This window comes from Mesorhizobium sp. WSM4313, assembly GCF_002294725.1.
In the GTDB taxonomy this organism is placed as follows: Bacteria; Pseudomonadota; Alphaproteobacteria; order Rhizobiales; family Rhizobiaceae; genus Mesorhizobium.
Window position 1 is genome coordinate 42,025 of the sequence record NZ_NSFT01000012.1, and the last position, 24,728, is coordinate 66,752.

A 24,728-nucleotide genomic window follows, 5' to 3' on the forward strand; every position below is an offset into this window, starting at 1 on the left:
CGATCGCGGCCGCATCACGGCCCTCGGCGGCTGCCGATAACGCGCGCTTCGGGCGCTACCAGTACGCATTGGCGATAATCGCATCTGCTGTAGGAGAGCACTTGATTCGAGACTGACAGTGCGACGGTCAACAGGGTTCGCTATCATTGTCGAGCCGAGTTCAAGAATGGACACATACCTCAGGGAGGACCTTTCAGGGGGCAGACCATTGTCTGTCTCCTCATCCGAGAAACAAGCTAACCTCGCAGAGAGTGGCATCAGGGCAACACGTCATTGTCCTTCGATGCGACTGAATATCGACGACTTCAACGCGGCTTGCCGCCTTCGCGTATAGCCGCAGGACCTTGAATGCCGGGAACCAGCCGAGAAATGTTGGCGGTGGGTGAGCGCCTTTCATTTTTCAAGTCCGCTACATTCTGTCTGTCATATACCCGAAGGCGGCGATGCTTGTTGCCCGCCCGATGTGGTTAGCAGTTGACGTGCCTTCTTATGTATCTTCATTCAGCCTGCGGTGGCACGCTGGCCGTTTCGTTGAATGGCGGGGGAAAAAAGGCGTTGATGACTCAGGCTTGCGTGGAGCACTCGTGGGGCGCTCGATTGACAATGTTATTCGTGGAGAATGCTTTCCTTTGTGGAGGAGGATGATTCTCTCGTCCAGTTCCTTGTCGGCCTCGGTAAGGCGATGATTCAGGCGAAGGTAGTCGGTCCAGGTCGGCGTACGGAATGTCTCCGTCCATAGCACAGGCTCCTGAAGGTTGCGCTGGAGAGTCCAGTGCCGAGCACCAACGCGACTCTGTACATGCCGGCACCCGCGCATGGCGAGGAATTCTTCTAGATTTTCCACGAGTATGAGGTACTCGACTTTGACCACGATGGGGCCGCTTCTCGGCTTGAGACTGAGGGCGACTGCCGGCGCGTCGAATTCCTCCAAAGGGTCGGGCTCGGCCTCGCGACCCTCGCGAAGGGGAAACAGGACGCCGCTCGCAATGGAAGAGGCAGTGCCAGAAAAAGGGAGCACGCCGCACAGGCGACGCATGCCAGCGTCATTAGTTGCTCTTCTGACAAGCTCCGTCTTAATAGGCTGTTGGCGACGCCAGCCATGACGGCGCCTGTGCCGAAGCCGGCGATGATGGTGCCATAGGCGAGCGGTCCTTCGCCCAGCTGATCGCGGACAACCAATGGCAGCAGTGCGAGTATGGCGATGCCCGACAGGCCAAAGAAGGTTCCGCGGGCGATCGCCGTCTTGATTTCCGATGACATCGCTGTGAAGCGCAGCCTGTCATAGATGGCCGTCCTCATTGACTCACGTGGGAGAAGTGAGGAGCGAACCTTCCATTTGCATCGCCATATGGTGACCAAAGGGATCATATAGGTGAGTGTAAACATAGCGAAAGCCGTCATAAGTCCGAACGACGCAATCATGATGCCGCGAGCGCCGGTCCCACGGTCCGTGCAGTGTTGAAGCCAATGGAGAGGAGGGTGACGGCAGCGGGAACTTCGCGTCGGTCCACAATATCGCCAACAGAAGCCTGCCAGGCGGTATCGTTGAGCGCGGCACCACTTGCGATCAAGAAGCTGAAGCCGAAGATCATCCACGGGGCGATAAAGCCCAGCACCACTGAAGCCGTAGCATCGCGGATGCTATTACCATTAGGCATCGGCCGGCGAACATGACTCTTCGACGGCTGAAGTTGTCGGCGAGAACCCCTAGCGAAAATGGACAAAATGAAAGCGGGCAGGTTAGACGAAGCCTGCTCGAGCGCAACCATCAGATCGGAGGTCGGAACCGTTGCCATTAGCCAGCTGATAGCAACGGTCTGCATCAGCCAGCCAAGGGAAGAGACTTGAGAGGCTAAACCAGATTGAGCGAAATGTCGTATTCCTGAGCGGCGCAAACGTCTTCGGCGAAACTACATCCGCATCTGCGCCCGCCGCTTTGCTCATTGCTCCGACCGATTCGGTTCCGCCAAGCTTAACCACTTCGCGCGACACGATCCTCTTACACGTCGGATGCGCCAAATGCAGTCTTTGTATTAGTGTCATCTGGTAGCGAGATGCGGAGGTGGCGGCGGAGAGCCGTCGCTGGTGTCGCAGCGGCCTTACATCAGTGCAAACATGCTGTTGCGTGGCGCCGGCACAGTTCCCCCGGCGTCGGCGGCTTCGCCGGCAAGAATGCGAAGGCGCGCCGACTCGCTGCCAAGCTCAAGGTCGTCAGCATGGTTCTTCTGGCCGAGGCTGACGAGCTTGCCGAGCAACTCGGCGCCTTTGTCGGCGATCCTCTGGCGAGAACAAAGCTGTCGGAGACCAGCGTTGCCTGCATTGAGCGGCCGATGAAGGCACTATGCGCATCTCGCTGCGAGATGCAGCCGATATAAAAACAGCATTTGACGCTAGCCGCCAGGAAAGGGGATTGTCACCCCGCATGAGCCGGCGAAGCTTTTGTTCAATTTCGAACATGGACGCGATCGCGCGTTTTGCGCAACCAAACCACGACACACTGATTGAGGTGAGATATGGCGACGACACGCTCCGCAATTCCTCTGACTGGTGTACCGTTTCCGATATCAGAGTATGAGCGCCGGCAAAACAATGTGCTGGATGCGGTTGCTACGGCAGGCTTGGACGCAATCGTAGTAACGGCGCACGGCCACTTGAAGTATCTCAGCGGCTACGATGGGAGCGGTGGATATTTCGCGCCTTTCCCTCTTATTCTGATGCCGGGTCGGGTCCCGATATTTGTTGTCCGAGAATATGACGAGCAGGCAGTACGTTCATATAGCTGCATCGAGGAAATTGAAACCTATACACATCAGCCTGATTTTGGCAGGGTCTGCGCCGATGTATTGCGTCGACTCGGACTGGACAATAAGCGAGTCGGTTTCGAGCTTGGCTGCTGGAATCTCGCGCCCGCCGACGTGCGCGCAGTCCAAGACCAGCTCCCGGATCTGAAGATTACTGACGTCACCCGACTGGTCTCGTCAGTGTCAGCAGTGAAAGGAGAACTTGAGTTGGCGTGTATGCGCGATGCTGTTCGACTCACTGACGTGGCAATTCGAACCTTTCAGCAATCGCTTCGTCCCGGCATTACGGAGATCGAAATGGCAGCGGCCCTAGCTGCGGCGGTAACAAACGACCCCAGCAACGCCGCTGGGGATATCGGGCTTGCGCCGGGTACCATTTTGTTTGGAGAGCGAGTGAAGTTGCCCCATGCGCCAGCGACCCATCATCCTCTCAGCAACAACGAACCTGCCTTTCTGGAGATAGGGGCTTCGAAACACGGGTATACAGTGGGAATGGTTCGATGCGCAGTCCTTGGCAAACATCCCGAAACCGAATCTTTGCACGGCTTGGCTGAAGAGGTCATTGCGGCCCTTGTCTCCTCGATTCGACCAGGTGCTACGCCGGCGGACGTTCACGCTGCTGGGGGCGAGGTGTTGAAGCGATCTGGACGCAAGGGCGTCTTCCGCCAACGAACAGGATACCAAACTGGCATCAATTGGACTGAGCGCGGCGACCTAAGCCTGGAGCCCGATGTAAATGAACCACTCCGAGCTGGCATGACCCTGCACATGCCAAACATTTTGTGCAGCGAAAGTGGCTACCTATTTGGTGCCGGCGCACACGTGCTCGTGACAGAGCGCGGCGCGGAACTCCTGAGCGAAATCCCGCCAACACTTTATCGGGCGTGATGCTAGGCGGCGTGGACAAATTTGAGCCAGTATCTGGCGGTGGCTAGGTAGACCATTCCGAGGAAGCTATTGGCCAATTGATCGTAGCGGGTGGCAATGGCCCGGTTGATTTTGAGGTGGCCGAACATGCGCTCGATTCGGTTCCGCTGCTTGTAGAGCGCCCGGTCATACTCGATCTTCACGCGGCGGTTTGATCGGCCGGGTATGACGGGTTTAATCTTCCGCTCGGCGAGATCGGCGCGAATGGTATCGGCATCGTAGCCCTTGTCCGCAAGGAAGGCGTCCGGTGCACGAGTCCCCCTTTTCCGCCCGCTGCCGAGACATGGGCGCGAACTGTGGTGCTGTCGATGCTGTAGTGGCCGCTGTCCGCCATGACCTCGGCGAGCATTACCGCCACGGTCTCCCAGACCCCGGCCTCGCTCCAGCGTCGGAACCGACGATAGATGGTGTTCCAACTGCCGTATTTGGGCGGGACATCCCGCCATGGAGCGCCGCAGCGGAGCCGCCAGAGAATGCCGTTGATGATCGAACGATTCTGCTTGGGAGGTCTACCTCGGCCGCGTTTGTCAGGGTCGATGGGCAGCAAGCCCTTGAGAACACGCCATTCTGCTTCGGTGAGATCGCCCCTGCTCAAACCTGCCTCCAAAAAGCAGCCTTGAATCAATCCTCTTGGGCTACGTCAATCGCATCGACGTCCGAAATTCCGTAAGGCGGATATACTATTCCGCCAAGGTGATGGACAGTTCGAGAGGGCTGTCGCTATCCGCGAAAAATCGGCTGCCATCCTCAAACTCGATCACCACCTCTCCATCGCGGTGGCGCATGACACGGCGAACAACCTTGCCAATCAGCATCGACGTAGCTCGTTCGCTCTCTTCTTCCAGTGTCATTCCCAATGCTAACAACCCGATCGCAGGAAAGCGACCCTGCTAACATCGAATTTGTCCACGCCGCCTAGGGTCTGCGGTTTGCGGATTGAGTGGCAAAGCGCATGCAGTCCTGGAAAGTAGGTCGTGGGAGGGGGAGGAGTGTCGCGATGGTGACAGCTCTTCCTACTCAGACCTTTGCCATTGGCCGTTGCCAGCAGAGCCAGAGTTTATGATTGCCAGCACTTCGCAGCTGGTCCTCTAAGGCCGAAGCTTATCCATTTGAGGGCAAACGGCTTGTTATCGGGTCGCAGTCGCCGGCGCCAACACCGAGGCCTGAACGCGGGGCTATCTCGGTTCTAGATGGTTACGATATCCAAACTGCATTTGACGAAAACACCGGTGGCATCGATCATTAATTACGCACCGGCGCCTGATCCAAATTACTCAAATGCGGGAACGTGCCTATGGTTGGCGTTGACAGGTTCAAGGAGATCGAGATCGAAGCGATGACTTGGCGCCGGTACCTGCACGAGAATCCGGAGCTTGACTATCGGGTGAATGACACAGCGGCATTTGTGGCGGAAAAGCTGGCTTCCTTCGGGATTAACCACATCGAGTGCAGGATAGCTGAAACCGGCGTGGTTGCGTTGATCCAAGGTCAACTCGGAGATGGGCCCACTATCGGGTTGCGGGCCGACATGGACGCTCTGCCTATACTCGAAGCTTCAGGCAAACCTTGGACGTCGAAAAGGTCCGGACAGATGCACGCGTGTGGTCACGACGGGCATACTGCAATGCTCCTTGGCGCCGCGAAATACCTCGCCGCGACCCGGAACTTCAAAGGGTCCGTTGCCCTGATCTTCCAACCTGCCGAGGAAGATGGCCGCGGCGGCCAAAGAATGGTCCAGGAGGGGATCATGGACCGTTTCGGGATATCTCAGGTCTTTGGCATGCACAATTGGCCAGGCATGGAGGTTGGTGCGTTCGGCATTTGCGAAGGTTCGATTTTTGCCGCGCTCGACGAGTTCGATATTGTGGTCAAAGGCAGAGGGGGTCACGCGGCCGCTCCCCATCTGACAATTGACCCCGTCGTTGTTGCAGCTCAGATCATTTTAGGCTTGCAGACACTAGTCTCACGCAACACGGACCCCACCGAGTCCCTGGTGATCTCCGTCACAAAGCTGAACGCCGGACAAGCTTACAACATCATTCCCGAACGCGCGGAGATTGCCGGAACAGTCAGGACACTGTCACCGATTTTGCGCGACTTCGCTGAAAAACAGATTGAGGCGTGCGCGGAAAATATTGCACGCGCTTCCGGGGCGAAGGTCGAGTTTCAGCATCGCCGCCTGGAGCCCCTCACTGTCAATCATCCCGATCAAACGCGTCGGGCAACAGAGGTGGCGCGTGCTCTGGTCGGCCATTCATCGGTGAACCCCAAAGTCAAACCTAGTTTGGGGTCAGAGGACTTCGCGTACATGCTAGAGGCGCGGCCGGGGGCATGTATACTGCTTGGAAATGGATCGACTGCTGCTCTCCATAATCCAACCTACGACTTTAACGATGAAGCACTGCCATACGGCATTGGATACTGGGTCAACTTGGCCGAGGCTGCTCTAGCACCATGACATTGTCCAAGCAAAACAACCTTGGCTAATCAAGGCTGAGATCACAAGAAGAGGGTAACGACATGAAATACGAAATAAATCGCCGACGATTGCTGCAGGCGACATCGACCGCCATGGCGGCTGGCGCTCTGTCTTCAATTGCGGGCCGCGTTGCGGCCCAAACACCCAACCAGATCAACGTAGTGCTAGGCGGCGGCGATTGGGGAAAGGCTAACATTGAGGCTTACGCTAAGCCATTTGAAGCTGAGACCGGTATCAAGGTCAACCCAATCACCGACGACATGGGTATGGGACAGGTCGAGTTGATGGTAAAATCGGGCAATGTCACGGTAGATGTCGGGGCGCTTACGCAAGGGTCCGGCTTGGTCGCAGCTAAGAAAGGAATTCTTGAAGAAATTGATTACTCCTTGTTCAGGAAAGAAGAGCTAGACGGAATTTATGAATTTGCCAAGCAACCGTTTGGCGTGGCAAATTTGATTTACTCATATAATATGGTATATAGCACAGACGTATTCCCAGCTGATAAACCCCGGCCGACAAACTGGGCTGAATTCTGGGATGCTGATAAGTTTCCCGGCGTTCGCACCTTGGTGTCCGGCCAGTTTGGTTCAGAAGGACCCTGGGAAGAGGCCCTGTTAGCGGACGGTGTATCTCCCGATAAGCTCTACCCGATGGATATCGACCGGGTGTTTGCCAGTTTGGACAAAATAAAGCCGCACATCCGTAAGTGGTGGAGCAGCGGATCAGAGATTCAACAGATGTTGCATGATAAGGTCGTTGACATCGCTCAATCGTATGACGGAAGAGCTCTACTGTTGATCGATCAGGGCGCCGCGACGGAGATCAATCGAAACCAGGCGAAGCTGCAGTGGGATTATTGGGTCATTCCAAAGGGTTCACCCAACGCGAAGGCTGCGCAGAAGTTTATCGAATTCGCCACTCGCGCGGAACGTCAGGCAGCATTTTGCCAATTGTTTCCTGAGGGACCAAGCAACGGCAATGCGTTCAAACTTCTTCCCGAGAAAGTTGCGCGCAAGCTCCCTACCCACCCAGATTACATCAAGAGCAGCGTTTCCATCAACGGCAAATGGTACAATGAGGTAGGCCCCAGCGGTGTTTCCAACACTGAGATGCTTATCCAGCGGTGGAATGAGTGGATCCTGCAGTAGGGTTGGTTGAAGTGCGAAAGTCCGGTCGGGGTAACTCCATACCGGGCTAAAGTCGAAACTGATGCTGAAAATGTGACGGGGAGCGGGGTAGCCCACTAGCCTCTCCGCTCACGGCATCGGGTACGACGGCAGAAGGTACGGCAAATGCCTGCTAATGCACGCCAGCGATGGTGGAGGAGCCACAGTGAACATGCACGCAATGAATACCGCCCCCCGTTCGGAAGTTGACGCTGCAGATGTGAACCAATCGGTGCCACAAATTCAGTTCAGCAGTGTTACCAAGATGTACGGGAGTGTTCCGGCGGTCAGGGATCTGTCGCTGACCGTGCGTCGCGGCGAGTTCTTGACGATTCTCGGCCCGAGCGGCTCGGGTAAGACCACTACCCTGATGCTCTTGGCCGGCTTTGAGGCCCCGAGTTCGGGTGATATTATGATCGCCGGCCATTCAGTGGCTTCGGTCCCGTCCTACCGGCGCGATCAAGGAATTGTGTTCCAGAGCTATGCGCTGTTCCCGCATCTCACAGTGGCTCGAAACCTGGAATTCCCTCTCGAAATGCGGGGCATGGCTCCCGATCAGAGGAAGGTTCGGGTAGCCCGTATGCTTGAGCGCGTGCATCTAGGGGAATTCGGCGGTCGCATGCCATCCCAATTGAGTGGCGGTCAGCAGCAGCGCGTGGCGCTAGCCCGCGCGCTGATTGCCGATCCACCCTTCCTATTACTTGATGAACCGCTTGGCGCACTCGACCGTAACCTGCGTGAGCAGATGCAGATCGAGATGAAGAGCTTGCACAAGGAGTTCGGTATCACGACGGTGTGCGTTACGCATGACCAGGAGGAGGCGCTTACTCTGTCAGACCGGATTGTTGTAATGCGCGCAGGACGTGTCGAGCAAATCGATACACCAGAGGCCCTCTATGATCGGCCATCATCGTGCTTTGTCGCTAAATTTCTGGGTGAGGCGAACATTCTCGAGGATGCCTTGTTGCTGGCCAGAGGGGGCAACGCGCCGCAAATCGGCACCGTTGCGATGATAAGGCCAGAGCGCATCAGTGTACTTCCGAAGACTGCGGAGTGGGCTCAAACGGACCAGCGGCAATATGTTGCCGGTGCGGTCGACGATATGATTTTTGCCGGCCCTCTGCGAAAATACCATGTTCGCGTTGGCAACAATGTTCTCATCGTCCGGGAACATGTCGCGGCAGACCAACCTGTTTTCCAGCCAGGCGAGGAGGTTTGCCTCACGTGGCTGCGGTCAGACATTCGCTTCGTTTCGCCATAAGCGATTGATAAGGGATATCCATGAAGCTTTTGCGCAGAATGGCCAAGGTGCCACTTGGGTTAACCGCGCCCGCGTTCGCGCTTTTGCTTGTGGTTTTCGGTGCCCCTATAACCTTGCTTTTCCTAAGCAGTGTCAATGCCCCCGATTTCTCGTTCCAATACTACGGAGCGTTTTTCGCCCAGCCAGCTAATGTGCGGGTGCTCTTTCAAACGATAGAAATAAGTCTGGTCGCAACTGCCATCTGCTTAATCGTAGGCTATCCAACCGCGTATCTGATCGTCACGGCATCCAAGACTCTGCGCATGACGCTCATCGCTCTCGTGATCATCCCCTATTTGACCAGTGGGCTGGCGCGTACCTACGCATGGATTGTTATTCTTGGGGATCGCGGGGTCATCAACAACATCTTGCTGGACGTCGGATTGATCGATCGACCTCTGCAACTCATCTATAACCGAACCGCGGTCTATATTGGCATGGTCCACATCATGCTGCCGATGATGATACTTCCCTTGGTTAGTGCGATGATGGGGATCGATCGGTCCTTGATGGCTGCTGCACGCAGTATGGGAGCGGGACCTTTCACCGCTTTCAGGCGTGTATTTCTCCCCCTTAGCATTCCAGGCGCACGGAGTGGCTCGCTCCTAGTTTTTGTGTTCTGCCTAGGATTCTATATCACGCCGGCGGCACTTGGGGGATTGCGCGATGCCATGCTTTCAACCTTCATTGCGGCCGAGGTGAATAGCTCGTTCGATATTCCGCGCATTGCCGCTGCGTCCTTCATCCTTCTCGGGTTTGCCATTGTGGTGCTTTCCATGGTCGGGCTTGACCTCTCCGGCAAACAAGAGCAAAGCCAAACTCGAGCTCCGAAGGGCTCGATGTCCCGACTACCCATTGTTCTTGTTATCAAACGAAACTTCAGCGAAATTCTGCGTCCCTATCGTGTCAAACGGTGGACGGGACGGCGCTACGTGCCTGGGGCGGAAAGGCGATGGCCTAAAGTCGTCGCGATCGTTTTTATCGTTTTGGTGATGGCCTTTCTTTTATTCCCAGGGATAATCGTTGTCATCATGTCGTTCAGTTCCGGGGCATTTTTGCAATTTCCGCCTTCGGGCCTGTCGCTTCAATGGTATCGCTCGTTTTTCGGCGATGCATCTTGGAGCGGAGCAGCTTGGACCAGCGTCGAGATTGGTGTCGAGGTAGCTGTTATTTCTACTCTATTGGGAACACTTGCTGCTTTCGGATTGAGCCGAATAAGCGCAAGACTTCGCGGCGTGCTGACAATGATCATAATCACGCCTATCACCTTTCCAGTTATCGTGGTCGGTATCGCGACTTATCTGGGTCTCATCCAGATTGGTCTAATCGGCACAAAGGGTGGTATCGCCCTCGCTCACAGTATCGGCGCTGTTGGAATTGTGGTGGTGATCGTTTCTGCGACGTTGGCCAACTTCGATCGGACGTTAGAGCAGGCGGCCAAGAGTATGCGTGCCGGACCACTGCAAACGTTTTTTCGCGTAACACTGCCGTTAATCAGGCCGGGAGTGATCGGCGGCGCCATGTTCGCATTCCTCCAGTCATTCGATGAAGCGGTCATAACGTCTTTGGTCGGCGGTCTGTCGGTGCGGACGTTGCCCTTGAAGATGCTGGAGAATATCCGCCACCAAATCGACCCGACGATTGCTGCAGTCGCTTCTCTTTTGATGCTTCTGCCTTTAATCTGGATGCTTGTCCTCTATGCCGTCTGGTGGCGTTCTCGACCGAGCATGCAGCGAACATTACAGGAAGCCGCTGCCTAACTGGCGTGGCAGATCCACTTCCTGATGATGCGTCCGACCTATTCCTACGGACTGGCGACAAGCATCTGTTCGGGGCTTCAACGGGCGGATAAAATGGCCACCTGGTCCAAAACGGAAACCAGTAAAGCTCTTGCAATTATCATCTGGCACATGCGGATCAAGGATTCGGACTATGTCTGGGATCGGCCGGCCTTGCTCGCCAGCAAGCTCAGACCTGCCGATCCTCTTGCTGCGCGCCAGGATGGAATTCGAGGTCAACGGCGCTGACCGGATCGCACAGATCCTTCGCCCGTCTGAACAACGAACAGCTAGCCAACGTCAACCGGCTGATCGCGCGATTTCTGAAATCGGCTACCCACCGCGACTTTGACCTTCCTCCTCCCTTAGTGCACCGGGATCAAGGTGACGAACCAAGGGACAGGTCAGCAGAGCGAGCCCTGGTCATCTGAAAACGCGATGGTGCCGTCTCGGACATTATATTGGCGAAGTGGTGACCGCGTGTGCATAGTTCCAGGCGAAAAAAATAGCCGTGTACAAGACCATATGCCCGGTCAAAGTCGCCAGATCACCCGCAATAGGTTAAGCAATGAACGAAGCACCACATCTTACGTTTGATCTCGATGCGCATGGCGTGAGCAGAGGACACCTCGTTGTGCCGGGAGGCGCCGACCATGAAGAGTTCTCGCTTCCGGTTTTTAGTCTTAATAAGGGCGATGGACCGCGCCTTCTTATCACCGGTGGGAATCATGGCAATGAAATGGAGGGGCCATTAGTCGCGCGGCGGCTTATCGAGTGGCTGCCACAAGCGCAAACCAGTGGTAGGATCATCGTGCTGCCAGTGCTTAATCCATTGGCAGTTCAAGCATGGAGCCGCAATACTCCGCTTGATGGTTTGAATCTGAACCGCGTGTTTCCGGGCCGTGCCGACGGGTCTGTTACGGAACGAATCGCGGATGCGGTTTCACGCGTATTGTTGCCAAATGCCGACATCGTTTTCGATCTGCACAGCTTCGGCCCAACGTGGGATTTTCCCCCGGCGGTCATCACGCATCCAATTGCTGATGCGGATCTCATGGCTAAGACGCTCGCAATGGCAGCGGCATTTAAGCTGCCCGTAACATTGCTCTGGCAACATGACGACACGGCTGGGATGTTCGACAGTTGGGCACATAGCCTAGGGAAGGTATTCGTTTGCGCGGAATTCGGCGGTGGTACGGTTAGCGCAGAAGCTCTAGCGATTTATGAAGCTGGAGTTCGCAACGCGCTCGTTATGCTTGGACTCGTCGAAGGAAAAGTCGAGGACGTGTCTTTCCGTAACAAAAGGTCCAGTCAGACCCTTGAGACGCTGATATCAGACGAGTTGAAATCGCCCGCGCAGGGTATCTTCGAACCTCGCTGCTCTGTGTTGGATGAAGTGAGGTCGGGAGATCTTATAGGTATCCTACACTCTATGGATTCTGTTTCCGCTCCGTCCATTGACATCCGAGCGCCTGGGCCATCAATCGTCCTAGCCATAGGATCGGGCGCGCATGTCGACCGCAATGAAGGGGTAGCCATCCTTGCGCGGCCGCTGCATAACTAGAGGTACAGATTAGCCGCGCCTTGGCCAGCTGTAGTAACTCCGGTATGAAGGCACTGGCCTCGACTGGAGCTTATAGGCCAGCTCCTCGGATCGATCAGCGGCTGATCCTGTCTTCCAAAATCATGCCAAAAAGATTGCTTGATCCTTGATCGCTTGGTTTATACTAACCATGGTTGAAAGTGGCGGTCCGAGATGGGAGCTGGCCGGACGGATTGATCGCCTAGCTTCTGTTATGGAAGCAGGGGCGACGATCCGGCGCACCGCGACCAAGAGGGGAGGCGGACGGTGCCGTCCCCGCTGACGCCCGTAAAACAACTTTATCGTATCTTAAAACGAGATGGGCACGTTCGGGGCTTTATATTGGCAAAACCGATTCCGAACGGGGCATAACTTAGGACAGAGCGCGCAAATCCGGCCGCAGCTCATAGCTTGGCCAAACTCGAGTATAATTCAGTGCAGATCAAAGACGTCATTCTCACGCCCGGCAACGGCGCCTTCTTTTATGACGATCAAGCTGCCATTAGGGCAGGGGTTGGCCAGGACGGTTTTGTTTACGTCGGCGAGCCATTGACGCCCGGCTTCCGTGATATCCGTGTTCCGGCAGCTTGCTTAAGCGTCGGGCTTGTCCTGGAAGACGATATGGTCGCCTGGGGCGATATGATGGGAGTGCAATACTCAGGGGCTGGCGGGCGTGACCCCCTGTTTGACGTCGGAGCCATCATGGATCTCACGTCACGTGTTGTTGTCCCGCGGCTCTTAAACATTGATGCGTCCAGCTTTTTGACAGCCTGCTCCAGTGTCTTCGATCTCCATACTGGGAAACGACTCCCACTATGCATCGAATATGGGGTCAGCCAAGCCCTTTTAAGCGCTGCTGCCCATGCTGCGCGTCGTACCATGGCGGAGGTGGTTTGTTCGGAATTTTGCCTATCCATGCCGCATCGTCGTGTCCCAATTTATTGCCAGAGCGGTGATGCGCGCGAAATCAATGTCGATAAAATGATCCTGAAGGGGGTGGATGTGATCCCGCATGGCCTCATCAACTCGCGTAGCAAATTCGGCGTTGGGGGAGAAACCTTTCTGGATTTCGTCAAATGGGTGGCGCACCGCGTCAAGCAAATCGGCCAACCAGACTATTCTCCGGTGCTGCATTTCGATGTGTACGGCTGGATCGGTATGGAGATCGGGCTCGACGTCCAGCGCATCGCCGACTTCATCAGTAAGGTTGCTGACGCGGTTCCGGAGTTCACGGTGAATATCGAATCGCCAGCCGACTTCGGGTCTACGCCGGCGCAGGTCGAAAATTACGGGCAGATCGTCGGCATTCTGAATGCGCGCGCGTCACGTGCGCGCATCGTTGTCGATGAACGCTGCAACACCTTAGAGGATGTGCGTCTGTTTGCGGAGGCTAAGGCGACCCATCTCGTGCAGATCAAGACGCCGGACGTGGGCTCGATCGCCGACAGCGCCCGTGCGGTGCTTCTGTGCAAAGAGAACAACGTGGACGCCTATGTGGGAGGCAGCTGCAGCGAGACGGATCTCTCCGCGCGAGCGACGGTTCACATTTCGGTGGCAACACAGGCGGACATGATGCTCGCGAAGCCTGGCATGGGCATCGACGAAGGTCTTTCCATTGTAGGCAACGAACAAAATCGGTTGCTCGCCATGCTTGATCGGCGTCGGGCACAAAACCTGAAAGCCGCGTAGGAAGCGCCCTGATGCTAAACAGTCTCAAGGACATCACGGTTGTGGCGGTCGAACAGGCCGTTGCAGCTCCCTACGCATCGTCTCGCCTTGCTGACGCAGGCGCCCGGGTGATCAAGGTCGAAAGGCCCGAAGGGGACTTTGCCCGAAACTACGACAAGCTGGTGCGGGGGCAGAGCGCGTACTTCGTCTGGCTCAACCGGGGTAAGGAGTCGGTCTGTCTAGACCTGAGGTTGGAGGCGGATCGCGCCGTCCTCGACACGCTCATTGCCAGTGCTGATGTCTTCATCCAGAATCTAAAGCCGGGCAGCATAGAAAAACTGGGGTTCGCGTCCGCTGATCTGCGTCGACGATATCCGCGGCTGATCACCTGCGACATTTCTGGTTTCGGGGAGTCAGGGCCGTATTCCCATTTGAAGGCCTACGATCTGATCGTCCAGGCCGAAACAGGTCTATGCGCTATCACCGGCAACCAACAGGGGCCTGCGCGTGTAGGGGTCTCGGTTTGCGATATCTCGGCGGGCATGACAGCGCACAGCGCCATTCTTCAGGCACTGTACCACCGCGAGGTCACCGGCGAAGGGACCAGCATCCAGGTGTCACTGTTTGATGCCGTCGCCGACTGGATGAACGTGCCGGTTTTGCAAAATGATTACAGCGGCTACCAGACGGTACGCGCAGGCGTGAAACACCCGTCGCTCGCGCCGTATGGTGCCTATCGCTGTGCCGACGGCAAAGAGGTCATCTTTTCGGTTCAGAATGACCGCGAATGGGTGAATTTCTGCGAGAAATTCCTGAAGCAGTCCGGGCTCACACGCGCACCTGGTTTTGCTGACAATATGGAGCGCCTCGCTCATCGTGCGCAACTTGATGAGATCATTGAACAGCGGTTTTTTGAACTATCCTGCCACGATGCGATGCAGGAGCTCGAGGCGGCCGGCCTGGCATATGGCCGACTGAACGAAGTGGTGGATGTTTCAAAGCATCCACACATTCGCAGGGTGCAGGTTGGAACACCCGATGGAGCCGTCGAGACGATAGCGCCGGCGGCGATTTTCAACTCGGAGCTCCCCTCGCTTCGCCCAGTCCCGGCTCTTGGCTCTCATACCGAGGCTGTCCGCGAGGAGGTGCGGGCGCTTTTGCGCGAAAGAGCCGCGTCAGCGTGAGCGCGCGTTTCAGTAAGGTGAGACTGCTCGCGGTTTACAAAATGCCTGTGTACCTCGGATCATTTCAGCGCACCGGCCGCCTAGAAAGCTCACTGGCAGCGCCCGCGCTAAAATCGGCCGCAAAGGCGTCTCCATGATCAAGGACACCTTTGCGGCCGTTGAAGGCGCGATGTCTGTACCGCGCTGGAGATCCCTGCTCTTCGTTCCTGTTCACGTTCCGCGCTTTGTAGAGACGGCCCATGAGCGGGGCGCAGATGGCGTCATTCTCGACCTGGAGGATTCCGTGCCCCAGGATCGGAAAGGAGAGTCACGGCAGCAGCTTCCTGAATGCGTGGCAGAGGTGGGCCGGAAAGGCGCATCTGTTTTGGTCCGCGTGAATCATGGTCTGCGCGCCTTGGCGGCCGATCTCGATGCAGCCGTGATGGCGGGTGTTGACGCACTGGTTCTTCCGAAGACGGATTCGGCAGAGTGGGTTATAGAGATCGCGAATGCGGTTTCGGAACTAGAACGTGAAAGAAATCTTCCGCAGGGAGGCATCCGGTTCCTTGCCCAGATTGAGACCCCGGGCGCCTTGCAAAGGCTTGCGGCCATTGCGTCGGCGCATCCAAGGATGGTCGCAATGGCGCTTGGCCCTGAAGACTTCAGCGCCGCTGTTGGCGGCGCCCCAGGATTCGACCTTCTTTTGACGCCGAACCTTTCTGTTCTGTTTGCCGCCCGCGCGGCCGGCTTGCTCCCGCTGGGCTTCATAGGAAGCATCGGCGAGTTCTCGGACACGCATAAACTTCGTGAGGCCGCGGTGCGGGCGCGGCGGCTTGGCTTTGCCGGAGCTTTGGCGATCCATCCGACACAGGTGGCCATATTCAATGAGGCTTTCTCGCCAAGCGCCCAGGAGCTCGAGTGGGCCCATAAAGTTGTCGCGGCGGCAAATGATGCCGCCACGCGTGGACTGTCCGCATTCTCGTTGAATGGCAAAATGATAGATCCGCCAGTGGTGCGGCGCGCCCACGAGATCCTGATTCTTGTGGGCAACAACTGACTGGCCTGTTATCAGCGGCTGAACAGGAGCGAATGGCACTACACCGCGCCGGGCAAGCCGATGCAAAATGGCTACGCGATTCCCTCAACGGCCGAATGCGAGACGAGCTGTTGAACGATGGCCTGTTCTTCGGCCTCGACCACGCCCGCAGTGCCACTGCCGAATGGAGGCAGGACCTAAATCCTGTTCATAACACTCATCTGTCTATGTCATTTGAGTGAATAGGTTTTGCTGATCTGGATGCGATCCCATGGGGTATTTTGGGTTTTGCCGCGCGCGATGAACGATGCGCTGAGCCGCCGGTTCGTCAAGCGTTGATCGGCTGAAGACCCATGGACCGTCCGGCAGAGGATGAACGCCTTCGATCGACGCGAGTCCACCGAAGGCGATGCAACGCGGCTCGCCATTGTCAAGCAGACCACGCCAGCAGGAATAGCGCGGAATGTTGTGCTTGGTTCCCGTGTAGCGGACCGTCAGCTCGCGGCCGCAGCGCCGGCAGCGGACAAGGTCGGCGAGCAGAGCGTCGCCATGCTTGGGCGCCCCGTGATGCCGGCTCGTGGGCACGTGGTCGCTCACCATCTTGCGGATCGCTTCCGCCTTTCCCAGCCGACGTAGCCTTCGTGTGCACCCGGAATCAGCGCCAGCATCTCGCGCCTTACGGCGGCTGCGCGAGCGAATGGCGGCATCTGCGCGGTCTGCGCGTCGTGCGGGTTGGAGAAGATCGAACTGATATGTCGTAGGCTGGCGCGGTATGGACCTCTCCCCGGTTCGCTTCGTGAGGACCCGATGCTGCGCCCGAATCCTCCAATTGCGATGGGGTGTGGGAATTGGCCGTCGGGTCCTGCAGCAGTGTCACCAAGACGCCAAGCGTTCTGGGATCGATATGTGGGGCAGGGCAATGCGCCACGCGGTGCAGACCGCGATCAAACATCCAGGCCGGAACTTCCAGCCACCGATCGGAGGCGTGGCGGGAGAGACTGCAGCGGAAAACCTCCCGGTCGGCGTTCTCGATCACCTCATGAACGTGAACACAACGCCCGGCCCAAGGATGCCACGGATAAAGAAACTTGCGTTCCTCGGTCCTGTGGGTGTTCTTTCCTGGTGTTGTTCAACACCGTGAGGCCGCATTCCTCGCTCGCTATTTGACCCCGGCGGTCTTCGCCGGAACCCTCGCCGCAACCGGCTCCGACGCTGCACTCAATGAAGGCTTCGCGCCTCCGCCCGTTGCTCAAACCGCGCCATAACAGAAACGGCCGAGGCTAATCGCCACTGGTTGAAAGTTCAGTGGCAGGTCAGAGGGTCTGGCTCGACGGCCTTAGCTTCAGGCTATCCGGCCAATCCCGGCGATCACCCAGCGACACGATGACTGACCAGTGCTCAGCGCCACCGCCGGAGCTGCAAAAAGAGTTGCGTATGATTGAGCGTTCGACCACGTTGCTGTCGATCTTGATATGGCCTCGTCCAGGATGCGCGAGAGGCGCTTCCCAGCGCGAGAGCGTGTAGGGGATCGCCGCTGTGAGCTTGGTCTTCTGACTGATTTGGCCGAGCTTCTCTAGCCGCCCTGGGTCCAGTGCCGTGATGGTTGAGCACTTTTTGCCTGCGTGCAGCAAGGCCTCGTTGGCCTCGGCTACGGATGTCATCCTCGATCTTTTAGAGTTCGCGGATCCTTCTTAGCGCCTCGATCGGGCGCGGCATGGCAGAAGGCGAGCGTGAAGCCGCTTTTCGTCGGCCAGCAAGCGATGGCCCGCTATAGCCGTCGACCTGCAAGTTCCGGTAGAGAGCCTGCGAGATGAGCGATCGCACGCTGGGCCTTTTCGGTCCGGCGCATAGACATAAGACGCCCGGCGGTCCGCTCCCTCCCTAATCAGTCATCGCGGGCATAAATCCAGAGTAGGCCTGTCTTCGTCTTGCCGACCCCGGAACGAGCACCGGCGCGGTCGTCGCACGTCGGCGAAGAGTTTTGGCGAGGACTTCGGTTTTGCTAAAGCAACCGTTCATGGACCAGACGTAGGTGCCAGTCCGGCGCGGCCGACTACCGGCGCTGCCAGCAGCCTGGGCAAGCGAACCAAATTGTAGCCCGCCAAGTTATGCCGCGCCCGCGGTGGCACATCCTCGCAGCTTGACCTTGGCCATGCCGTCTGAGGTCTTGACTGACCGAACCCTCCTCTGACCCCTTAGGGCAGTGCTGACTGAGATCATAGCCCGGATGGCGCTTCGTGCGGTCATCGATCGCTATACGCGAGGCTTGTTGCTTTCTGCTCAAATGGGCGTTGAAGGCAACGCGCGGCGTGATCTTGCTCTTTGCAGGTCCTTGACTGGCGCGTCCTAGGCTTCGCCAGCGCCAGTCGATGCGCCGTCGCGGCGTCTGCGGTCCAACATAGCGAGAGCGGCATCACGCTCGCCTGTGCCAGGCCTGGGTATGAAACTTTCCAGTCAAGCCGGATTGGCCAGCACCTGGGTGCATAACCAACCTGTTGTCGCGGCTTCATTAGCATGAGGTGCCCGGAAACGAAGATACGTATGGACCCCGCCCCGCTTTCCAATTGAGCCTAGGGGCTGCTGATTCCTTCTTCGCCAAGGGTCGTGAACGGCGTGATCGACCAATGGATTAGGTTGATGGGACGATGAGTGTCGCCTCGGTCGAGCAATGGTGGATGAAACTGCGATGACATGTCCGATAGGATCTCTGTAATCGCCCTGCCTGACGCCCTGCCTTCAGGTTTTCGACATAAAATTTCACCTCGGTCACACCTGATCTTAATGTCGCCAGCGATCTAATCCAGTGTGCCAGGAATGAGGTACCGTACGGCCGCACTGCGAGAATGCCTTCTTCGCAAATCCCAGTCCTCGCCGTGACTGCTAGGTGCAATACTGCAAGCCAGCTGAACCAATTGAGGATCTGTCCCCTCATCGAGGCGCGGATTGACTTGGATGACGACGGGTCCAGGCTTCGTCCACGGAGTTCAATGTTCGTTGGCCCAGCTGAGGCCGTGAGCTTGCAAGCAATTCTGTGACACGTTGACGATACGATCATGCTCGTCATTAGTCAGCAGGGTTGGTTGGACAATTCACCTCTCGGAAGAGGAAATGGGGTGGCCGGCCGAAGTCCGCCAGCGGCAATAGCAATGACCTCCTTTCCCATCTTGTTAGCGCCGCTGGTTGCAATGGCGCTTGGTACTGAAGACTTCAGTGCAGCTGTTGGCGGTGCCCCAGAACTCGACCTGCTTTTGACGCCGAACCTTTCCGTTCTGTTCCCCATGCGGCAGTCTCGGCTCGATAGGAAGCATCGGCGATTCTTAGACAATGATAACTTCGTGGGGCCGCAGGCGATCCATTTAAACATCGATGGGGCTTTTCACCAAGCGCACAAGAACTCGAGGGACCCGTCGTGTCCTCGCGGCGAAAAAGATGCGACGGCGCAAGGCAAAGGCGCGTTCACATTGGACGGGAAGATGGTCGATCTACCGGTTATTCGAAGGGTCCGAGAAATCATCTCCATGGATCAGGGCGCCGAGTTGGCCGGTTGAAGCCTCGGCGGGTTGGGTCCATTCTGGACACATAGGTTACGGTTTTGGTCAAACCACACTGAGATGACACGACAGTTAGGCGTCATGTCGCTCTGCAATTATTGCTGTCGCGCCATCACATTTCGAGATAGATTACATCATTGCAGTCCGCCCTCGGAAGAGTACCCGTGGAAATCAGGCAGTTAAGATACTTTGTTGGCGTGGTCGAAGCAGGCAGTTTCACGAAGGCCGCTGGCTTTCTGAATGTCGCCCAGAGTGCGCTGAGTCTGCATGTGCGCCAATTGGAGGAAGGCTTCGGCACTCAGCTGCTGATACGCGACAGGACCGGCGTGAGCGTGACGGCGTCAGGAGCCAAACTCCTGGAGCGGGCGCGGGCGATTCTCAAAGAAATTCGAATTACCGAGGTGGAATTGACCAACACAGCCGCTTCCCCCGCCGGGGAGGTGACTATTGGCATTCCGTCTGGAGCTGCTCGCGTCCTGAGCGGTCCGCTGCTTGAGACGGTAAGACACGAACTGCCCAAGGTGTCCCTCAAGATGGTCGAGGGTATGACGGGACCGCTAGAGGAATGGATGGCGGCTGGACGCTTCAATCTGGCGGTTCTGTACCGCACTGCGGACAGTGTGGGGCGAATGACTGTGCTAGCGCGCGAAGACCTTTGTCTGGTGGTTCCGTCCGGCGAGCCACCGTTTGAAGATGCGATATCTCTGGCCGACCTGCATGCATTCCCCCTGGCGGTTCCCATGCGCAACAACAATGTCAGGCGTTCGGTGGCTGATGTCGTCGCACAACACGGTTGCGCGATGGACGTCAAGTTTGAAGTGGACTCGCTCTCAACGATCATCAACATGGTCGTAGAGGGAAAAGCGCATTCTATTCTCGCCCCGTCTGCCGTTCAGAAAGAAGCCTCTCAAGGGCTGGTCCGGACGGTCAAGATAGTCGATCCGGTAATTACCCGCTCCGTGGTGCTTGCTGTAAATCCCAAAGATGAGCGTTCTGCGGCCGTTTCTGCGGTCCGCAAGCTCATTCCGAAGGTCGCCAGAGAATTGATTGAGAGCCGGGGCTGGGTAGCATCGGCTCCTGACGCGACCTGAGAACCATCGATCTGTAAACAACGGCATGACTTCCTTCCTGTCGGAACAGATCGATCTGGATTCCAGATGGATTTAGGCACTAATCGATATTTGACCCGCTGCGACCATCGCGATGAAACTGGCTCAAGCGAGCTCAGCGGCTTCGAAAATTGAAACGGCGCTCGCATGGCCAGAATCACAAGTGGAGCCCGCGATGTCCCACGCCAGGAGCTACGAGCTCTTCATTAATGGCAAATGGCGAGCCGGTGGTAGCCGAGCCACTTTGCCGGTGATCAACCCGGCGACGGAGAAGGTATTTGCCTCAGTGGCCTCGGCTACGGTTCCAGACTTGGATGAAGCTCTTGCTTCGGCAGAACGCAGCCGCAAGGCGTGGTCCTCACGCCCCGCCAAAGAGCGTGGCGAGATCCTCGTCTCTGCCGCCAGCAATCTGGCTGAGAAAGCTGGCGCCGCAGCCAGGGACCTGTCGTCCGAACAGGGAAAGACGATTGCCGAAGCAACAGGAGAGTACGCGCGCGCAGTCGAAACGCTGGAATGGAATGGCCGGCATGCCGATGAGTTGTCGACCCCGATTCCGTTGGGTCCGAACAGGATGATCGTCCCGGAGGCCCTCGGTGTCGTCGCTGCCTTTACGCCGTGGAACTATCCAGCCGTTCTCATCGCCCGCAAGCTCGCCCCCGCGCTGGCGGCAGGCTGCCCGGTGATCCTCAAAGGGGCCGAAGAGACGCCAAGCGTGGCTGTCCATGTCGTGGAATCTTTGCGTCAAGCAGGGATACCGGAAGGCGTGGTCAACCTGGTGTTCGGTGTTCCTGTGCATATATCACGGCATCTGCTCAGTTCGCCAATTGTCAAAGTCTTGACGTTCACGGGGTCGACCGCTGTTGGGAAACAGCTGGCCACACTGGCCGCGAATAATCTGCAGCGCTGCATCCTTGAGCTCGGTGGACATTCCCCGGTTATTGTGTGCGAAGATGCCGACCTGGCAACGGCGATACCGGCTATTTCGGAATACAAATTCGAGTGCGCGGGCCAGAGTTGTAATGCGCCCAGCAGGATTCTTGTCGCCCGATCCCGCTATGAGGAATTCCTGTTCCGGATGACGGAGGCGGTCCGAAAAATCAGGATCGGTCCACCGGATGACCCTGCAACGCAGATGGGTCCCATGGCAAACGCGCGGCGAATCGAGGCCATGCAACGCCTGACCAAAGATGCGGTAGAGGGCGGCGCCCAAATCGAGACCGGTGGCATCCCCCTTGACCGACCGGGGTTTTACTGGCCGCCAACCATCCTGACTGGCGTACCGAAGGAAGCGAGAGTGCTTCATGAAGAGCCGTTCGGACCAATTCTCACCGTGGCTCCTTTCGATACGATCGAAGAGGCGATCGATGAAGCCAACGCCACGGAGTACGGTCTGGCCGCCTACTTGTTTACTGGCGCGGCCGATACGCAACAGAGGCTTGTGGGCGGTCTTTCTGCGGGCGCTGTTAGTGTGAATTACCTGAAAGGGGTTTCCGCTGATGCCCCTTATGGAGGAGTCAAACAAAGCGGCTATGGATATGAAGGCGGCGAGCAGGGGGTGCGAAGCTTCCAGATTCTGAAAATGGTCAATGGCCTCGGTTCATTTGGATAAAATCCGGTGGGAAACAGAACACGGACCATGGCCGGTAGCGACATCACAAGGAGCGTCGCCGACGCCCTTCAGTACATCTCGTACTATCATCCTCCAGATTATATCCGGTCTCTTTCTCACGCATACACGCGAGAACAGAGCCCGTCGGCGAAGAATGCCATAGGTCAGATTCTGCTGAACTCCCGCATGGCGGCCTTTGGGCGGCGCCCGATTTGTCAGGACACCGGACTTGTGGTTGTCTTCGCAAAGGTCGGCATGGATGCCCGCATTAAGTCAACAGCCAGTTTCGCGGATCTTGTGAATGAGGGCGTACGTCAAGCCTATCTCGATCCGGACAATCCCCTTCGGGCATCGATCGTTGCGGATCCCCTCGCTAGACGGGTCAACACCCGCGACAACACACCGGCAGTTGTCCATGTCGACCTGGTGCAAGGTAACCAGATTGAGATCACCATCGCCGCGAAAGGCGGCGGGTCGGAGAACAAGGCACGTTTTACCACCCTCAATCCCACCGCCTCCGTTTCCGACTGGGTGGTCAATACCGTTTCGACCCTTGGCAGCGGGTGGTGTCCACCTGGACTGATCTCTGTCGGCATCGGTGGTAGCGCTGAAAAGGCGATGCTGCTGGCCAAGGAGGCCATGAACGAGCCCATAGATATGGCGGAACTGATCGCAAGGGGGGCGTCAAGCGCAGAAGAGGGGCTGCGGATTGAGCTTTATGAGCGGATCAACGCGCTTGGTATCGGCGCCCAAGGCCTTGGTGGTCTGACGACAGTCGTTGACGTCAAGGTTGCGACCTATCCTACTCATGCAGCGTCCAAGCCTGTGGCGCTCATCCCGCAATGCGCCGCCAACCGGCACCTGAAGTTTACTTTGGACGGCTCTGGACCCATCAGCCTCCAGCCGCCCGATTTGCGCGAATGGCCCGACATCGGAGCCGACGAATTGAACCCAGCCGGCGTCCGGCGGGTCAATTTAGATACGCTTACGAAGGAAGAGACGGCATCGTGGCGCTGCGGTGAAACGCTCCTGCTTTCTGGAAAGATGCTGACGGGCCGTGACGCTGCCCACAAACGAATGGTCGAACTGATTGATGCCGGCAAGCCGCTCCCAGTCGATCTGAGGGGCCGCGTGATCTACTACGTCGGTCCCGTCCGGGCAGTGAGGAATGAAGTCGTTGGACCCGCCGGTCCAACAACCTCCAGCCGCTTGGACGATTTTACGGACAAGGTGCTCGCCGAAACCGGCCTTTTCGCGATGGTGGGCAAAGCGGAGAGGGGACCGGCGGCCATCGCGTCGATTGTAAGACACAGAACGCCATACCTTGCTGCAGTGGGTGGCGCTGCGTACCTGATTTCAAAGTCGATTAAGGCGGCGCGGATTGTCGCCTTTGAAGACCTGGGCATGGAAGCCATCTATGAATTCGATGTGCAGGACATGCCCGTCGTCATGGCTGTCGATGTTGAGGGAAACTCCATTCACAATTCCGGGCCTCTTGAGTGGCGTAAGCGTATGGCAGCCGACAGCATCGCACGCAACATCGGTGTTTGAGTCTTTCCGGTTGGGCGATTTCGGCCAGACCCGAGCGCCAAATTATCGGGCAAGCCATAAGACGAGCGGCATTTGCGGTGCCCTGCGCCTCGGCGAGCCGGCCAAGCAAGGCCTTCAATTCACCCTAATAGTTGAATGTGCGAGTGAATACTGCATTGAGTATGCCGTCCATGCGATCGAGGGTCGAATGCAGTCGCGCGTCTATCAAGTACGGCAGCGAGATTCAAGAAAATCGGTTATCTATTTATCATGGTCTCCGCCGCCGCCGACTATTCTCTCCAGCTGCACCATTGCCCCGTTGGGCGTTGGGGCGATAGCCAAATTACTTCTGCAGCTTTTCTCAGCGGATCGCTCACCCTCAGCTGATTTTCGTACCCCATTCTGGCACATCTCGGGCCTGGAACGGATGCCTTCCACTGCTACATTCGCTCGTTTCAATTGATGATAGAATTGATCGGCACACAACGCGATGTCATCGCTGAGAGCATAGGTTATGAAGTCGAAACCCGATCCCGTGCAACTCGACAGTTGGGACCTGCGGATCCTCTCCGAAATTCAGGCAGACGGTCGGATTTCAAAAAGTGAGCTTGCAAAACGAGTTCATCTTTCGGCGTCCGCCTGTTCGGAGCGGCTCCGAGCACTCAAGGCCGCGGGGATTATTGAGGGATTTTATGCGCGGCTGAGTCCTGCCCTCATCGGCGGCATGATCTTTGTGATGGTGGAGGTCGTGCTGGATCGTCATCGTCTTGAGGACCAACGACACTTCGAAACTGCTATCCAAGACATTCCGGAAATCCTGGACTGCTGGGCAATTGGGGGGCGCGTGGATTATCTGATGCGGGTCGCATCTCGTTCTATGGCCGCCTATCAGGATTTCATGGAGGGACTGCTGCAGGCAGGCTTGGGGATTGATCAATACTATAGCCTTGTCGTCACGAAACCAGTGAAGTCCAATTCACCGATACCTTTGTCCGCCCTGAGGCAACGGTAACCCAAAAGCTAAGTTTC

19 protein-coding genes and 4 pseudogenes are annotated in these 24,728 nt (G+C 57.1%); 17 read left to right on the top strand and 6 right to left on the bottom strand.

Going from position 1 to position 24,728, the window contains the following annotated elements; translation table 11 throughout:
* Positions 1 to 487: 487 nt before the first annotated feature.
* Together CK219_RS23125 and CK219_RS31810 are read right to left on the bottom strand one after the other, a co-directional pair.
* Positions 488 to 1,944: pseudogene (locus tag CK219_RS23125) on the bottom strand (MFS transporter).
* Positions 1,945 to 2,099: 155 nt separating this feature from the next.
* Entirely contained in the window at positions 2,100 to 2,255 is a 156-nt protein-coding gene (locus CK219_RS31810) for a hypothetical protein (RefSeq protein WP_164548527.1), read from the bottom strand.
* A gap of 258 nt (positions 2,256 to 2,513) precedes the next feature.
* On the opposite strand from CK219_RS31810, the gene CK219_RS23130 reads away from it, so the two are divergent.
* Positions 2,514 to 3,689: a Xaa-Pro peptidase family protein gene (locus tag CK219_RS23130; protein ID WP_063169317.1), complete on the top strand. Its 1,176-nt coding sequence runs from the start codon at positions 2,514 to 2,516 to the stop codon at positions 3,687 to 3,689.
* Between the two features lie 2 nt (positions 3,690 to 3,691).
* Here the strand turns inward: CK219_RS23130 and CK219_RS23135 are convergent.
* Together CK219_RS23135 and CK219_RS31815 are read right to left on the bottom strand one after the other, a co-directional pair.
* Positions 3,692 to 4,323: pseudogene (locus tag CK219_RS23135) on the bottom strand (IS5 family transposase).
* Positions 4,324 to 4,408: 85 nt separating this feature from the next.
* Complete coding sequence (locus CK219_RS31815; RefSeq protein WP_164548526.1) at positions 4,409 to 4,579, bottom strand: hypothetical protein; 171 nt, start codon at positions 4,577 to 4,579, stop codon at positions 4,409 to 4,411.
* Between the two features lie 443 nt (positions 4,580 to 5,022).
* Here CK219_RS31815 and CK219_RS23140 point away from each other — a divergent pair, with 443 nt between their 5' ends.
* The 10 genes and pseudogenes from CK219_RS23140 to CK219_RS23180 all read left to right on the top strand — a co-directional run.
* Complete coding sequence (locus tag CK219_RS23140; RefSeq protein WP_063169316.1) at positions 5,023 to 6,186, top strand: M20 aminoacylase family protein; 1,164 nt, start codon at positions 5,023 to 5,025, stop codon at positions 6,184 to 6,186.
* Between the two features lie 62 nt (positions 6,187 to 6,248).
* Entirely contained in the window at positions 6,249 to 7,355 is a 1,107-nt protein-coding gene (locus tag CK219_RS23145; RefSeq protein ID WP_063169315.1) for an ABC transporter substrate-binding protein, read from the top strand.
* A gap of 190 nt (positions 7,356 to 7,545) precedes the next feature.
* Positions 7,546 to 8,634 (top strand): ABC transporter ATP-binding protein, encoded by a 1,089-nt coding sequence (locus tag CK219_RS23150; protein WP_224570037.1) that lies wholly within the window; start codon positions 7,546 to 7,548, stop codon positions 8,632 to 8,634.
* Positions 8,635 to 8,654: 20 nt separating this feature from the next.
* Positions 8,655 to 10,433, top strand: coding sequence for an ABC transporter permease subunit (locus CK219_RS23155; protein ID WP_063169314.1), 1,779 nt, complete (start codon positions 8,655 to 8,657; stop codon positions 10,431 to 10,433).
* A gap of 24 nt (positions 10,434 to 10,457) precedes the next feature.
* The gene (locus tag CK219_RS31390; RefSeq protein ID WP_127273917.1) at positions 10,458 to 10,700 is read left to right on the top strand and encodes a hypothetical protein; all 243 of its coding nucleotides are present in this window, start codon (positions 10,458 to 10,460) and stop codon (positions 10,698 to 10,700) included.
* Positions 10,701 to 11,019: 319 nt separating this feature from the next.
* Positions 11,020 to 12,015, top strand: a complete 996-nt coding sequence (locus CK219_RS23160) for a succinylglutamate desuccinylase/aspartoacylase family protein (protein WP_063169313.1) — start codon at positions 11,020 to 11,022, stop codon at positions 12,013 to 12,015.
* A gap of 453 nt (positions 12,016 to 12,468) precedes the next feature.
* Positions 12,469 to 13,722, top strand: coding sequence for a methylaspartate ammonia-lyase (locus CK219_RS23165; protein WP_063170371.1), 1,254 nt, complete (start codon positions 12,469 to 12,471; stop codon positions 13,720 to 13,722).
* Between the two features lie 11 nt (positions 13,723 to 13,733).
* Complete coding sequence (locus CK219_RS23170) at positions 13,734 to 14,885, top strand: CaiB/BaiF CoA-transferase family protein (RefSeq protein WP_063169312.1); 1,152 nt, start codon at positions 13,734 to 13,736, stop codon at positions 14,883 to 14,885.
* Positions 14,886 to 15,018: 133 nt separating this feature from the next.
* Complete coding sequence (locus CK219_RS23175; RefSeq protein WP_210326668.1) at positions 15,019 to 15,921, top strand: CoA ester lyase; 903 nt, start codon at positions 15,019 to 15,021, stop codon at positions 15,919 to 15,921.
* A gap of 24 nt (positions 15,922 to 15,945) precedes the next feature.
* A pseudogene (locus CK219_RS23180) lies at positions 15,946 to 16,070 on the top strand (integrase core domain-containing protein); the annotation flags it as partial.
* Positions 16,071 to 16,125: 55 nt separating this feature from the next.
* Here the strand turns inward: CK219_RS23180 and CK219_RS32290 are convergent.
* Positions 16,126 to 16,500, bottom strand: coding sequence for a zinc ribbon domain-containing protein (locus CK219_RS32290; RefSeq protein WP_063169311.1), 375 nt, complete (start codon positions 16,498 to 16,500; stop codon positions 16,126 to 16,128).
* Positions 16,501 to 17,028: 528 nt separating this feature from the next.
* Here CK219_RS32290 and CK219_RS32295 point away from each other — a divergent pair.
* Positions 17,029 to 17,165 (top strand): annotated as a pseudogene (locus CK219_RS32295) (IS3 family transposase); the annotation flags it as partial.
* 48 nt (positions 17,166 to 17,213) lie between these two features.
* On the opposite strand, the gene CK219_RS23190 reads toward CK219_RS32295, so the two are convergent.
* Positions 17,214 to 17,561, bottom strand: a complete 348-nt coding sequence (locus CK219_RS23190) for a transposase (RefSeq protein WP_063169310.1) — start codon at positions 17,559 to 17,561, stop codon at positions 17,214 to 17,216.
* A 1,485-nt stretch (positions 17,562 to 19,046) separates the two neighbouring features.
* Between CK219_RS23190 and CK219_RS23195 the strand changes: the two genes are divergently transcribed.
* The 5 genes from CK219_RS23195 to CK219_RS23215 all read left to right on the top strand — a co-directional run bounded on the left by CK219_RS23195 (position 19,047) and on the right by CK219_RS23215 (position 24,711).
* Positions 19,047 to 19,448, top strand: a complete 402-nt coding sequence (locus CK219_RS23195; RefSeq protein WP_063169309.1) for a hypothetical protein — start codon at positions 19,047 to 19,049, stop codon at positions 19,446 to 19,448.
* Positions 19,449 to 19,615: 167 nt separating this feature from the next.
* Positions 19,616 to 20,542, top strand: a complete 927-nt coding sequence (locus tag CK219_RS23200; RefSeq protein WP_063169308.1) for a LysR family transcriptional regulator — start codon at positions 19,616 to 19,618, stop codon at positions 20,540 to 20,542.
* A gap of 193 nt (positions 20,543 to 20,735) precedes the next feature.
* Entirely contained in the window at positions 20,736 to 22,169 is a 1,434-nt protein-coding gene (locus CK219_RS23205) for an NAD-dependent succinate-semialdehyde dehydrogenase (RefSeq protein ID WP_063170369.1), read from the top strand.
* Positions 22,170 to 22,196: 27 nt separating this feature from the next.
* Positions 22,197 to 23,720 (top strand): fumarate hydratase, encoded by a 1,524-nt coding sequence (locus tag CK219_RS23210; protein WP_063169307.1) that lies wholly within the window; start codon positions 22,197 to 22,199, stop codon positions 23,718 to 23,720.
* A 493-nt stretch (positions 23,721 to 24,213) separates the two neighbouring features.
* Positions 24,214 to 24,711 carry an Lrp/AsnC family transcriptional regulator gene (locus CK219_RS23215; protein ID WP_063169306.1) on the top strand — a complete coding sequence of 166 codons (498 nt, stop codon included), beginning with the start codon at positions 24,214 to 24,216 and terminating at the stop codon, positions 24,709 to 24,711.
* Positions 24,712 to 24,728 lie beyond the last annotated feature (17 nt).